A 13,012-nucleotide genomic window follows, 5' to 3' on the forward strand; every position below is an offset into this window, starting at 1 on the left:
CCGCAAGCGCCCTCACCCGGACAGGTATTCCATCCTTTCAGGAGACACCATGAAAAGTCAGGCCGCTCAGGCGAGCGCGACGCCGCTCGCCACCCCCTCTCTGATGTCGAAATTCACCATCGGCGGCGCACCGCTGCCGATGTTCGTCGCCATTGCCGTCATTACCGGTCTTGCGGCTGTCACCGGACGCCTGCCCGCCGACATGATCGGCGGCTTCGCGGTGCTGATGATTGCGGGCATGTTGCTCGGTGAGATCGGCGGCGCGATCCCTGTCTTCAAGCACATCGGCGGCCCCGCCATCCTCTGTCTGTTCGTACCGGCCGCGCTGCTCGGCAATGGGCTGATGGACGACGCGATCCTCAAGGCCATCACCGTCACGATGAAGACGGCCAATCTGCAATATCTCTACATCGCGTGTCTGGTGGCTGGCAGCATGCTCGGCATGAATCGGAAGATCCTGATTCAGGGCTTTCTGAAGATGTTCGTGCCGTTGCTGATCGGCACGCTCGCGGCCATTGCGGCCGGATGCCTCGCAGGATTGCTGTTCGGCTTCAGCCCGCGTCACACGTTCTTCTTCATCGTGATGCCGATTCTCGGCGGCGGTATCGGCGAGGGCATTCTGCCGTTGTCGATCGGCTATTCGGAGATCACGGGCGAGACGCAGGGGCATCTGATTGCGACGATGGTCCCCGCCGCGCTCATCGGCAACGTCGTGGCGATTCTCTCTGCGGGGCTACTCAAGCGCTTCGGCGAAAAACGTCCGCACTACAACGGCAACGGCATGCTCGTGCGCAGTGGTGAAGATCGCGCGCTGCTCGAAGGGCAGAACGTAGAACACGCGCTCGATCTGCGTCTGATGGGACACGGTTTGCTGCTCGCCTGCACGCTGTTCATTCTCGGCGCGTTGCTTGCGCCGGTGACGGGCATTCCGGGGCCGGTGCTGATGATCGTCGCAGCAGCGGTGTTGAAGGTCTCGCGGCTGATTCCGGAAAGCATGGAGACCGGCGCGTATCAGATGTACAAGTTTATGTCGACGAACCTGACGTTCGCGATTCTGGTCGGACTCGGGACGCTGTTCGTGTCGTGGGACAAACTCGTCGGCGCGTTCTCGACGGCCTATTTCGTGATCTGCGCATCGACGGTGATAGCGATGGTCGTCTCGGGATTCTTCGTCGGCATGTGGCTGAAGATGTTCCCGGTCGAGTCGGCCATCGTCACGGCCTGCCATAGCGGTCTTGGCGGCACGGGCGACGTGGCGATTCTGTCGTCGTCGAACCGCATGGGACTGATGCCGTTCGCGCAGATTTCCACGCGCATCGGCGGTGCCGGAATGGTGGTCATCGCAACGCTGTTGATGAAGTTCTGGCATTGATGCGACAGCGCAGTTAGTCCCCGAAGTCCCCCATCCCCTCGGGCAACGGCGGTCTGGACCTCAGTCCGGCCGCCGCCGGAACGCCCACCAGCCAGCGGCCGCAGTGCCTGTCGCGACGATAAACACGAGCACCCAGAAGCCATGCGGATGATCGGCGAGCGGAATGCCGCCGACGTTCATCCCGAAAAAGCCCGCCACGATGTTGATGGGCAGCGCGAGTACGGTGACGACCGTCAGCGTGTAAATGGTGCGGTCGGTGCGCTCGCTGACCATCGCCGCAATTTCTTCCTGAAGCAACTTGATGCGCTCCAGCAACGCCGACAAGTCGTTCAGGACGACGGCGAATTCTTCGGTTGCCTGACGGAATTCCTGAACGTCGTCGGCATGACCCCATATCGGCGGGCGACTCAGCAGACGAAAGAGCGCCGCCGGCTCCGGTGCGAGCAGACGTTGCAGGCGCACAAGCACCCGGCGCAACGACCCGAGGTCGGCTCGGTTGCTCTCGATGCGCTGCTGCAACAGGCGGTCTTCAACGGTGTCCACACGGCGGCTCGTCTCGCGCACGATGCGCTCAAGCACGTCCGCCTGATCGCGCAGCAGATGCACGAGCAAGGCGAGCGGCGAGCGGAAGGCGTCGCCACGTTTGACGGACGCGCGCAGCTTGTCGATGGAGCGCAGCGGTTTTACGCGCCCTGTCACGAGCAGGCGGGCGTTGGCCGCCACACGCAGCGTCGAAATCTCGGACTGCGCGATGTCGAACGCGAAAATCACGTCATTGATGACGGCCAGCAGCCAATCATCGGAATGTTCGATGCGCGTGGAGCGCGACCCTTCGCTCAGGCTTTCGTAGAACTCTTCGGGCAGGTGCATCTGCTGCTTGAGCCACTTCTCGCACGCGGCGTGCGCGAAGTTGAAATGCAGCCAGAGGAAGCCGTCGGCGCGCTCGCCTTTCGCCAGCCACGCCAGCGCCTCGGTCGAATCGACCGGTTGCGGGGGCGCGCCGTCAGTGAAACGATAGCCGTAGATCAGGCCAGCCTGATCACAGCCATATGCGTTGTGAGCTAATTCGGCGAACATGCGCGCGGTATCGGTGGCGAGGCGTGGGGAAAGGACGTGAACCGCACCGCAGCACGGTGGGACTTGCCATCATGACAATGTCATATTTCATTTTTGTGACAATTTAGGCATGCTCGCGAATCCCAAGAAATGCGGTGGCGGCACCGCCGGGCGGGGCGTGCGCGGGAACTACGTCACACGGCATTCGTCAACGCCATGCTGGTGTCATAAAATCGTCGCATACTGAAACGCATCATCGGGCGCGCATTTTGTCCGTCCGCCGTCACCCGGGCAGTACGGGGTGCCTTTTGTGTTTGCTGGCCGTAAGAGATCGTCGCCATGACTAAATTCGATTCCGACGCCGACCACGACGCGATGCTTGCGCGTCGTCTCCAAGATGACCTGATCGACAGTTACGACGAAGAGATCGAGATGGAAATCGACGATCTTCGTCTGCCCGGTCTGAACGATCTGAGCGCCGAGGCGCGCGACGACCGTCTGCACTATTTTCGCGAGCTGTTCCGCCTTCAGGGCGAGTTGGTGAAGTTGCAGGACTGGGTGATTCGCAGTCGTCACCGTCTGGTGGTGATCTTCGAGGGCCGCGACGCCGCGGGTAAGGGTGGCGCGATCAAGCGCATCACGCAGCGCCTGAATCCTCGCGTGTGCCGTGTGACCGCACTGCCCGCACCTAACGATCGCGAACGCACGCAATGGTATTTCCAGCGCTATGTCCAGCATCTGCCAGCCGCAGGCGAGATCGTGCTGTTCGACCGTAGCTGGTACAACCGCGCCGGTGTCGAGCATGTGATGGGCTTTTGCACGGAGAACGAGTACGAGGAGTTCTTCCGCTCGGTACCGGAGTTCGAGAAAATGCTGGTGCGCAGCGGCATCCAGATCGTCAAATACTGGTTCTCGATTTCGGACGAAGAACAGGAAGCGCGCTTTATGGCCCGGATTCAGGATCCGCTCAAGCAGTGGAAGCTGAGCCCGATGGATCTGGAGAGCCGCACGCGCTGGGAGAAGTACACGGTCGCGAAGGAAGTGATGCTGGAGCGCACGCACATTCCGGAAGCGCCGTGGTGGGTGGTGCAGGCCGACGACAAGAAGCGCGCGCGTCTGAACTGCATTCATCACCTGCTCAACCAGGTGCCGTATCACGACGTGGAGCGCTCACAGGTGGTGCTTCCCGAGCGCGCCCGCAGCGAGAGCTATATGCGTCACCCGGTGCCGTCGGAAATCATCGTGCCGGAGATTTACTGAGCATCGGCAGTTTGAGCGTCACACGCAATCCCCCGCCGGGCGATCGGTCGAGACGCACCGCACCGCCCAGCCCTTCCACGAGCCGCACGACGAGCGACAGCCCGAGACCGCAGTGGCCTTCGCCACCGCGCGAGGCATCGAGCCGCACGAACGGACGCATCGCGAGCGCCACCTGATCGTCCGGGATGCCCTTGCCGCAGTCGCTGACTTCGATGTATCCGGTCGCCTCGTCGCGCCACGTCGCCAGACGCACGGTCGGCTCACCGTGCTCCAGCGCGTTGTCGACGAGGTTCGACATCACGCGGTCGAGCAGCGTGCGCGGCAGCATGAATTCAGGCCCCGCGCGCAAGTTGCTGACGAATAGCGAGGCATCGTCCGTCGCTTCGGCGGCTCGCTCGATGGGACCGGTGACAGCGCCGGAATCGGGGGTCTCTTCGTCGGCCGGAAATTGCTCGCGCAGGAACGCATCGACGCCGATCAGTGGGCTGGTATCGGCTTCGTCTCTCGCATAGGCGAGGAATTGCTGAACGATGTGATCGATGGACGCGATATCGCGCACAAAGCCATCGCGAGAATTCTCGCTGTCGATGAGATCGGCGCGCAGGCGAAGACGCGTGAGTGGCGATTTGAGGTCGTGCGCAATGCCCGCGAGCATGATGGCCTGATTGTCTTCGGCTTCGGCCAGCCGCTTGGCCATCTCGTTGAATGCGTGAGTCAGGTCGCGCAACTCATGCGGTCCTTGCTCGGGCAACAAGGCGGGACGCCGTCCTCGAGCGATCACCCGGGCAGCATGCGCGAGCCGGGCAATCGGGCGCTGCATCTGCCATGCGACGAGCAACGCGAGCAGCACGGCACCGATGAGAATACCGACGGTCTCGCGCACGAACGGCGGCATCGGCGGAAGATCGAGTCCGATGACGATCCACTCGTCGCGTTGCGGCAACAGCACCCAGATATTGCTGCGTTTGCGTTCGTTGACGATGTGCAGTTGGGTGTCTGGCGGCAGCCGCGAGAGCAGTTCGTGACGAAGACGCGTGGCGCGCTCGTCGTCGGCTTCGTTGGTGAAGGTCGGCGTTTGCGCCACAGGAACGCGACGCACGGCATGCGGTGGCGCAAGGCTCCCGGGATCGACAGCCCGCTGATCGACGCTTTGAATAGCCACCAGCAAGCCTCGGGCGAAGCCGTCGACTTGCTGGCGCGGACGCTGGTAGAACACCAGCGCGCTCCACACGAGATGCATCACCAGCAAGACGGCAATGCCCAGCCATGCCATGCGCGCGAACAGGGAGTCGCGCAGCAACCAACGCAAATTCACGCAGCGGACTCCCGCCAGCCGCGCGCGGTGCGCTTGCCTGCCGATGCCGTAGTAGCGAGCGACATACCGCCGTCGCCGACATTGCCGACGTTGCCGATGTCGCTGGCGTCTCCCATACCGCCAGCGCGCTCGCGGGCCTCGGACGTCGCGCCCTCGGTCAGTTCGCCACCCGGCACGAACACGTAGCCTTTGCCACGGATGGTCTGGATGTAGCGCGGCTCCGACGGGTCAGCTTCGATGAGACGGCGCAGACGCCACACGGGCACATCGAGGCTGCGGTCGCGGAAGGCGATACCGTCGCCATACAACATGGCGTGCAGTTTGACGCGCGGCAGCACCTGCATGGGATGCTGGGTGAACGCCTTGAGCATGGCGAATTCGGTATCGCGCAGCGGCAGGCGCTCGCCCTCTCGCTGAAGGGTACGCAGCGTGTAATCCAACTCGAACGGACCGAATCGGTACGGCGCACGGGCGTCCGGCGCGCTGGCCGCGACCGGGCCACGACGGCGCAGCACCGCGTGGATACGCGCCAGCAACTCGCGCGGATCGAACGGCTTGGCAAGGTAATCGTCGGCACCCAGTTCAAGGCCGAGCGCGCGATCGAGCGGGCCGCCACGCGCCGACAACATGATGACCGGGATATCCTCACCCGCCGCACGCAGGTCCTGCAATGCTCGCAGGCCGTCGCGCTCCGGCATCATGATGTCGAGCAAAATGACGGACGGTCGTTCGAGCTCCAACCGGCGCAGCAACGACGCGCCGTTGTGAAGCACCGAGACCTGCATGCCATTGGCGTGCAGCAATTCGCGCAATAGGTCGCGAACGACGGGATCGTCATCGACCAGAAGAACATGCAGACTCATGAATATTTCTCGGTAAATTAGGTTGCGCGCGGTGCCGTCGCGTTTTGCGACAGTTTCACTGCATCGTCTTGCGTGACGGACACGGGCTCCGGCGTACTGGAGAGCGCCCGCAGCGCATTGGCATATCGATCTGCTCCAGACGCCGCACGATGTGTGCCGACCGTCGAAGCCGCCCCTTGTCCCGGCAAGCGCCAGGCACGATGCACCGCCGCGTCCGGCGAACCAATGGTAATGGCCATGCTTTGTACCCCTCCGTGACGAGATACACCGCAGTTTGCGCGCCCGTCCAGTGAAGCGTTGACCGAAGCATCCAACAGAATGGCGTCCAATCCTTATTTCAGAAAGGATTGGTAAGGCGGACTGAGATCATTTCACGACCTCACGGCGACGCAAAAGGCTAGAAAATCGAGATTTCGTAGACGTTAGGCGAATTAAGGCGAAATTATAGCGAATTTAGCGACCCAACGTCGCTGCGACTGCCTTACATAACCCACCACGGATCGACGCCGTTCGCCGAAGACGACCCGCAATCTTCACACTGTGCAGATATTCCGTATCCACTCGCCCAGCACCCTCAATATCCCGCCATCCCTTACGGAATAAGGCGCTTAAGCCTTTTCCCACACCTAAACCACAACCCGCTCCTTTCCCTTTCCTACTCTCCACATTTCCCCCCCCCCCTCCGCTCCTAATACCTCCCCCCTAACGGACCGGAGCCCCTTTCCGCCGCTCAGACATAAACCCAACTCGCTGCAGAAAGGGGCCCCGGTCCGTCTCCCTCGAAGCACTCAGTGCCTCAAACGACACCTCCCGCTTCTCACTTCCTTGACCAAAACACTTGGTCCCGTCGACACCGCTCTACTCTCGCTCCATCGCGACGCCACACCCGCCCCGCACGTGCTCCGCAACTGCTGCGGGACGGCCGTGTCGTCGCCCACACACTTCCTGTCCCTCTACACGCATCACCCACCTCAATCACTCCCAGCACTTCTCTGCGCTTCACCCACTTTGCTTTGCCCTTCTCGCACCCCCCCCTTTGTTTCTTTTTGTCTCCTTTGATCGCTTTTCTTTGTTTTTTCTCTCCCGTTATCTCTGTTCACAAAGTCCCAACAACTAAAAACAGTTTGTCTCCACACCTTTGTTTAGCATCCCCCTCACGTTCGCTTCTCCCCGCGACGGCTTTCGCCTTTTCTCTCCATCAATGACGCGCCTCTTTTCTCGCTTCTCTTCTTTTCGCTTTACCCGACGTCGCAAGATCGGCGCAGTCGTCGTCGCCCTGTTCACATCCCTCGTCGCCTGGCAATGGCCCCGGCCCACACCGCCCGCCTATCTCTCCGCTAAGGTCGCCCGCGCCGATCTCGAAGACGCCGTCCTCGCCACCGGTGTCCTCCAACCCATCAAACAAGTCGAAGTCGGCTCGCAAGCCAACGGACAACTTCGTTCTCTCAAGGTGGTTCTCGGAGACACCGTATCGAAAGGGCAACTGCTCGCCGTTATCGATCCGACCTCCAGCGATAACGACCTGCGCGAAGCCAACGCCGGACTCACCACACTCGCCGCCGACCGACGCGCCAAAGCCATTCGCCACGCCCAAGCCGCCCGCGAACTCGCTCGTCAACGCCAACTCGCCGCCGACGACGCTACCTCGCCCCGCGACCTCGAAAAGGCACGCACGGAAGCCGATGCCCTCACCGCAGAACTCGCCTCCCTCGACTCCCAGATCAGCCAGCAAAAGGTGAAGGTCGATAAGGCACGCACGAATCAGTCCTATACGCGTATTACCGCGCCCATTAACGGCACGGTCACCGCCATCACCACCCAGGAAGGACAGACGGTTACCGCCATCTATCAAATCCCGACGATCCTGAAAGTCGCCGACCTCTCGATGATGACGATTCGCGCTCAAGTCTCGGAAGCCGATGTCGTGCGCATCCGCGCGGGTCTTCCCGTCTACTTCACGATCCTCGGCGCACCCGACAAACGCTACGAAGGCAAGCTCCGCGTCATCCAACCCTCGCCCGAGAAGATCAATAACGCAATCTTCTTTAACGCCCTCTTCGATGTGCCCAATCCGGCCGGTGTCCTCCGTCCCGATATGACCGCGCAAGTGTCTATCGTGAGTGCTCGAATTTCGAATGCGCTGACGTTTCCTTCCGTCGCCCTCGGTGAGAAACGCGCCGACGGCCGTTATCGCGTCCGTGTACTCGACGCCAAGGGCGTCGCCCACCCACGCTGGGTGAAGGTCGGACTCGACAACCGTCTCACCGCACAAGCACTCGACGGGCTCGCCGAAGGTGATCGTGTCGTGACCGCCGATCCGACCGACGCGCCGCCGTCCGGTAGCAACGACGCAGGTACGCTCCTGTGACGAACGCCTCCGCCCCGCTCCTGCGACTCTCCGGAATCTCTCGCTCGTTCGGCGAAGGTGACGGTGCAGTCACGGTCCTGCGCGATGTCGAACTCGTCATCGAGCGCGGCGAGATGGTCGCGATCATGGGCCCCTCCGGCTCCGGTAAGTCGACGCTCATGAACGTGCTCGGTTGCCTCGACCGGGCAACCCACGGACGCTACGAAATCGACGGGCACGATGTCGCCTCTCTCTCGGACGACGCGCTCGCTCAACTGCGCCGCGAATACTTCGGCTTCATCTTCCAGCGCTATCACCTGATGGGCCATCTCTCGGCCCAAGGCAACGTGGAAGTGCCCGCCGTCTACGCCGGTATCCCGCGCTCGCAAAGGTCGTCGCGCTCCGCCGCGCTGCTCGAACGTCTCGGGCTCGGCAAGCATCTCTCGCACCGGCCTTCGCAAATGTCCGGCGGGCAACAACAACGCGTCAGTATTGCCCGCGCCCTCATGAACGGCGGCGACATCATCCTCGCCGACGAACCCACCGGCGCACTCGACAGTCACAGCGGGCTGGAAGTGATGCACATCCTGCGCGAACTCCACGCGCGGGGGCACACAATCATCCTCGTCACGCACGATCCGAACGTCGCCGCATGGGCGCAACGCGTGATTGAAATCGCCGACGGACGCATCAAGTGCGATCGGCTAAACGACACGCCGCATGCAATCGAAGCTTCGGTGACGGACGAGACGCGTGATGCGTCTTCCGATCCCAAAAGTTCGGTAGATTCGCGGGTCGCCGATACGCCCGAAATGTCGCGCGGTAACGCGTTGACTCGCTGGATGAGTGGCTGGCCGACGTTCGCGGAAAGCCTGTCGATGGCGTGGCACGCGCTCGCCTCCCACCGTCTGCGCACCGGTCTCACGATGCTCGGCATCATCATCGGCATTACGTCGGTGGTCTCGCTGTCGGCCATCGGCGAAGGGACGAAACGACGCGTGCTTAACGATATCGGCAACATCGCCCCGAACACGATCACGGTACTGCGCGGCAAGGACTTCAACGACGACAAGGCCGCAGAGATTCGTACGCTCCTGCCCCGCGACGCCGATCTGCTCGCCGCCCAGCCCTACACGGACAGCGTGACGGCACAAGTCGGCCCGCGCACGGTCCGTATGCGCTTCGGTCGCATTGATACGGACGCGCAAGTTCACGGAGAGAGCGCCGACTTCATGCGCGCCAACGGCCTGAAACTCGCCCGCGGACGCAGCTTCGACGCCACTGAAGTGGAACGTCAGGCACAAGTTGCCCTGCTCGGTGAAAACACGCTGCGCAAGCTGCTGCCGAACGGCGGCGATCCCATCGGACAAATCGTGCTCGCTGGCTCGCTGCCGCTACGCGTAATCGGCGTTGTGCGCGATCGCTCGTCGATGTTCGTCAGCCGCTCGCTCAATGTCTATGTCCCCTGGACGACGGTCGCGAGCCGAATCGCCGGTCAGCAACATCTGGAATCGATCACGGTCCGCATTCTCGATGGCCACCCGCCCGCCGCCGCCGAAGCCGGAATCATTCGCCTGCTCACGCGCGCCCACGGCAAGAAGGATTTCTTCACGTTCAACATGGACACGATCGTGAAGTCGATCTCACGCACGAGCCAGATGCTCACGCTGCTGCTCTCGTTCGTCGCCCTCATCTCACTCGTGGTCGGCGGCATCGGCGTGATGAACATCATGCTGGTCTCCGTGACGGAACGCACCCGTGAGATCGGCATCCGTCGCGCGATCGGCGCGCGCCGTCAGGACATCCTCCGGCAGTTCCTCATCGAAGCCGTGCTCGTCTGCCTGATGGGCGGCGCAATCGGCGTGGTGCTGTCTTACGCCATCGGCTGGCTGGTCGCGACGTTCGTGCCTCAAGTCTCGGTGGTCTTTTCGCCGAATACGTTTGCGGCAGCCGTGGCCTGCGCCTGCGCCATCGGCATGCTCAGTGGCTGGCTCCCCGCGCGCAGCGCCGCACGTCTCGATCCGGTGGATGCCCTGGCCCGTGAATGATTGCCCCCGCCGTCCCGCTGCATCCCCCCCTCAGGCTCGGGATGGCTTTTATACCCCGCGCGCGATTCGGTGTCGCGCGCGGGGGTCTTTTTGACAGATTCGATGAATTGCCTTTCAGGATTTTTCCGACCGCCCCCCGGCCTCGCTCCATCGCTCGTCGCGGTCGCCGTCTGCATGATGCTCAGCGCTTGCAGCCTGACCCGCACAGCCTATGAACGCCCGACGTTGCCCGTCCCGTCGCAATTCCAGACGCCCATCGACGGCACTGGGTCAGGTGAAGCGCAAGGGGAAAGCACACGCATGGCAGACGACGCGGATATTGCACCGTGGTGGCGCGCGTTTCGCGAACCTCAGCTCGACTCGCTCATTTCTCAGGCGCTCGCGGCCAACCCAGCACTCGCCCTCAAAGCCCTGCAAGCGGATCGCGACGCGCTCCAGGCCGGACTGACCGGCGCCAATCGCTGGCCGCAGTTCTCCGCCAACATCACCGGTTCGAAGGCGCGCGCGCTCGACGGCGGACAAGCCGCACAACGTCTGAATGGACAGACGCAGACGACCTCCGGCGCAAGCGTCGGCATCAGCTACGAAGTCGATCTCTGGAACAAGCTCGCGGCGCAACGCGACGCCGCCAACTGGCAGGCCGCCGCCAGCGCATGGGACCGCCGCGCCGCCGCCCTCTCGCTCTCAAGCCAGGTCGCCTCGCTCTACTGGCGCGTCGCTTATCTGAACGAGAATGTGGGCAGTGCAACGGAAGACCTCGACGCAGCCGAGCGCGCCGTCGCGCTGGTCGCCGCGCGTCGGCGTGCCGGTTCGGTGTCGGCGCTCGACCCCGTGCAGGCACAACAGGATCGCGATGCGGTCGCGGGCGCACTCGCGGAATGGGAACGGTTGCGCGATGCCGCCCGGCACTCTCTGGCGAACGCGCTCGGACGTCCCGCGCAGACACGCTTTACTGAGCGCAATTCGCTCGTGGTCGCGCAGTTGCCCGAGGTCGCGCCCGGTCTGCCTGCGTCGCTTCTCGCACACCGCCCGGACCTCGCCGCCGCCGAGACGCGTGTTCGCGCGCGTCTGGCAGATGTCGACGCCGCCCGTCTGTCGTTCTATCCATCCCTCACGCTCACCGGCACCGCGCAAACCACCAGCGAGTCGCTCTCGCGTCTGCTCGCCAATCCCGTGGGTACGCTCGCCGCTTCGCTTGCGATGCCGTTCCTCCAGGTGCAAACGTCACGCTTTACAACGGCACTCGCGCGCAATGACTACGAGCAATCGGTCGCGACGTTTCGCAACACGTTGCTCACAGCGCTCGTAGAAGTCGAAGACGCCCTCTCTGCACGCGAGCGAACGACGTCGCAGTACACGTCGCTCGCCAGCGCCGCCGCCCTCGCGCAACGAGCGGCGGAACTCTCGGAGGCGCGCTACCGCGCAGGCGACATCGACCTGCAATCGTGGCTCGACGCCCAACGTCTCGCGCGTCAGGCCCGCCGCAACGCCGCGCAGTCCCGCCTCGCGCAGATCGACGCAACGCTCTCGCTCGTCAAAGCACTCGGTGGGACGTTGGAGAACGATGGCTGAGGCAGCGGTCAGATATTCGTCGTCAGGCTGCCGTGTTGGTCGGCGGCACGTCAGCGGATGGGCGCGACGATGGTGTCGGCTCAGGCGGCGAGAGCGGTGTCAACGTCGACAGCAGCGCCGCCACGTCGGGATACCTCAATGCGTACCCGAGTTCGCGCTTGAGCCGGGTGTTGGCAAGGCGTCTCGACTCGGACATGAAGGAGAGCAACGTCGGCTCCAGTACCCGTCGGGCCTCGTCACGCGACACACGCGGCGGCCGGGGCAAGCCCAGCGCATCCGCGACGCGGTCGAAGTACTCGCCCATGCGCCACTCGGTGTCGTCGCTCGCATGCACGACCCGCTGCGCCCTGCCCCGCCACATCGCGCGAATCAGAATCGCCGCGAGATCGTCGGCGTGGATATGGTTGGTGAAGACGTCGTCCGACGCCACTAACGCAGGCGTGCCCTTCTGCAAACGCGCCAGCGGCAAACGATCAGCCGCATAGATCCCCGGAATCCGCACGACAGACGCCCGCCACGACACGCGTGCATGCACCGTCCGGCGCCACGACGCCTTCGTACCGGACACCGACGCCGCACGCGCTCGCGCAGCCCCCGTCGTCAACACACGTCGCGGATGACGGCCATGAAAGGACGGACGGCCCAGCGTGCGCACAGTCCGCTCGGCGTCCACACGACGCTGTCCACGAGGCGAACGGGGCGCAGGTGTGCGGGTCTCGTCCACCACCGCGCCGCCGCAGTCGCCGTAGACGCCACTGGTGCTCGCGTAGACGAGAATCCGGCGCGACGCGGGGGCCAGGTGAGCCAAACCTGACAGGGCTCGAAGCCCCCCCTCGGGTACAATATTGCGTTTCGACGGCCGGTTCAGCGCAGCGCGCAAACGGCGTGTACGCAGGTCCTGCGTGCCGCTGCCCGCGACCCCGGCAGGCGGTGCCAGATGCAACACCCGTGAGGCCAGACGGCCCAAGCGTTGCAAGCTCGCAGCGTCATCCAGATTGGCAACGACGGGCACCGCGCCCGCCGCACGCAACGCCGCATGGCGCGCGTCGCTGGACGTCACGGCAAAGACACGAAAACGTTCGACGAGAGCCGGCAGTGCGCGCATGCCGACGTCGCCACAGCCCACGACCAGCAGGCGCGGGCGACCGAGAGGTTTGGACGGTTTTTTCATTTTTCGGA

General features: G+C 63.5%; 10 protein-coding genes and 1 pseudogene. 5 read left to right on the forward strand and 6 right to left on the reverse strand.

The features are described 5' to 3' along the window. Positions 1-49 precede the first annotated feature (49 nt). Entirely contained in the window at positions 50-1,372 is a 1,323-nt protein-coding gene (locus NTU39_RS20875; RefSeq protein WP_257958466.1) for a 2-hydroxycarboxylate transporter family protein, read from the forward strand. 60 nt (positions 1,373-1,432) lie between these two features. Here the strand turns inward: NTU39_RS20875 and NTU39_RS20880 are convergent, their stop codons facing one another. Together NTU39_RS20880 and NTU39_RS20885 are read right to left on the reverse strand one after the other, a co-directional pair. After that, positions 1,433-2,449 (reverse strand): transporter, encoded by a 1,017-nt coding sequence (locus NTU39_RS20880; protein WP_150664335.1) that lies wholly within the window; start codon positions 2,447-2,449, stop codon positions 1,433-1,435. Between the two features lie 173 nt (positions 2,450-2,622). Then, positions 2,623-2,769 (reverse strand): hypothetical protein, encoded by a 147-nt coding sequence (locus NTU39_RS20885; protein ID WP_174984635.1) that lies wholly within the window; start codon positions 2,767-2,769, stop codon positions 2,623-2,625. Between NTU39_RS20885 and ppk2 the strand changes: the two genes are divergently transcribed. Next, entirely contained in the window at positions 2,768-3,688 is a 921-nt protein-coding gene (gene ppk2, locus NTU39_RS20890) for a polyphosphate kinase 2 (RefSeq protein WP_257958467.1), read from the forward strand. The genes NTU39_RS20885 and ppk2 overlap by 2 nt on opposite strands. Here the strand turns inward: ppk2 and NTU39_RS20895 are convergent. The 3 genes and pseudogenes from NTU39_RS20895 to NTU39_RS20905 form a co-directional block, all read right to left on the reverse strand. Further along, entirely contained in the window at positions 3,666-5,003 is a 1,338-nt protein-coding gene (locus tag NTU39_RS20895; RefSeq protein ID WP_257958468.1) for an ATP-binding protein, read from the reverse strand. The two genes, ppk2 and NTU39_RS20895, sit on opposite strands and share 23 nt — an antisense overlap. Before the next feature lie 134 nt (positions 5,004-5,137). After that, positions 5,138-5,866: pseudogene (locus tag NTU39_RS20900) on the reverse strand (response regulator); the annotation flags it as partial. A gap of 17 nt (positions 5,867-5,883) precedes the next feature. After that, positions 5,884-6,105 carry a hypothetical protein gene (locus tag NTU39_RS20905; RefSeq protein WP_046292932.1) on the reverse strand — a complete coding sequence of 74 codons (222 nt, stop codon included), beginning with the start codon at positions 6,103-6,105 and terminating at the stop codon, positions 5,884-5,886. Between the two features lie 962 nt (positions 6,106-7,067). On the opposite strand from NTU39_RS20905, the gene macA reads away from it, so the two are divergent. The 3 genes from macA (at position 7,068) to NTU39_RS20920 (ending at position 11,833) form a co-directional block, all read left to right on the forward strand. Then, positions 7,068-8,234 carry a macrolide transporter subunit MacA gene (gene macA / locus NTU39_RS20910; protein ID WP_257958475.1) on the forward strand — a complete coding sequence of 389 codons (1,167 nt, stop codon included), beginning with the start codon at positions 7,068-7,070 and terminating at the stop codon, positions 8,232-8,234. Beyond that, positions 8,231-10,261, forward strand: a complete 2,031-nt coding sequence (locus NTU39_RS20915; protein ID WP_257958476.1) for a MacB family efflux pump subunit — start codon at positions 8,231-8,233, stop codon at positions 10,259-10,261. The genes macA and NTU39_RS20915 overlap by 4 nt, the downstream gene beginning before the upstream one ends. Before the next feature lie 177 nt (positions 10,262-10,438). Beyond that, positions 10,439-11,833, forward strand: coding sequence for an efflux transporter outer membrane subunit (locus NTU39_RS20920; RefSeq protein WP_257960120.1), 1,395 nt, complete (start codon positions 10,439-10,441; stop codon positions 11,831-11,833). 22 nt (positions 11,834-11,855) lie between these two features. Here the strand turns inward: NTU39_RS20920 and NTU39_RS20925 are convergent, their stop codons facing one another. Further along, a complete protein-coding gene (locus NTU39_RS20925) occupies positions 11,856-13,004 on the reverse strand; it encodes a Rossmann-fold NAD(P)-binding domain-containing protein (protein WP_246184555.1) in 1,149 nt (382 codons plus the stop codon). Positions 13,005-13,012: the final 8 nt, after the last annotated feature.

The sequence above is a fragment of the Pandoraea commovens genome (genome assembly GCF_024704525.1).
GTDB classification, from domain to species: Bacteria; Pseudomonadota; Gammaproteobacteria; order Burkholderiales; family Burkholderiaceae; genus Pandoraea; species Pandoraea commovens.

Bases quoted from the DNA above. Each gene is read 5' to 3' on its own strand.
- NTU39_RS20925 (WP_246184555.1), bottom strand. From the start codon at position 13,004: ATGAAAAAACCGTCCAAACCTCTCGGTCGCCCGCGCCTGCTGGTCGTG.
- NTU39_RS20905 (WP_046292932.1), bottom strand. From the start codon at position 6,105: ATGGCCATTACCATTGGTTCGCCGGACGCGGCGGTGCATCGTGCCTGG.
- NTU39_RS20880 (WP_150664335.1), bottom strand. From the start codon at position 2,449: ATGTTCGCCGAATTAGCTCACAACGCATATGGCTGTGATCAGGCTGGC.
- NTU39_RS20875 (WP_257958466.1), top strand. From the start codon at position 50: ATGAAAAGTCAGGCCGCTCAGGCGAGCGCGACGCCGCTCGCCACCCCC.
- macA (WP_257958475.1), top strand. From the start codon at position 7,068: ATGACGCGCCTCTTTTCTCGCTTCTCTTCTTTTCGCTTTACCCGACGT.
- NTU39_RS20920 (WP_257960120.1), top strand. From the start codon at position 10,439: ATGCTCAGCGCTTGCAGCCTGACCCGCACAGCCTATGAACGCCCGACG.
- NTU39_RS20885 (WP_174984635.1), bottom strand. From the start codon at position 2,769: ATGGCGACGATCTCTTACGGCCAGCAAACACAAAAGGCACCCCGTACT.
- ppk2 (WP_257958467.1), top strand. From the start codon at position 2,768: ATGACTAAATTCGATTCCGACGCCGACCACGACGCGATGCTTGCGCGT.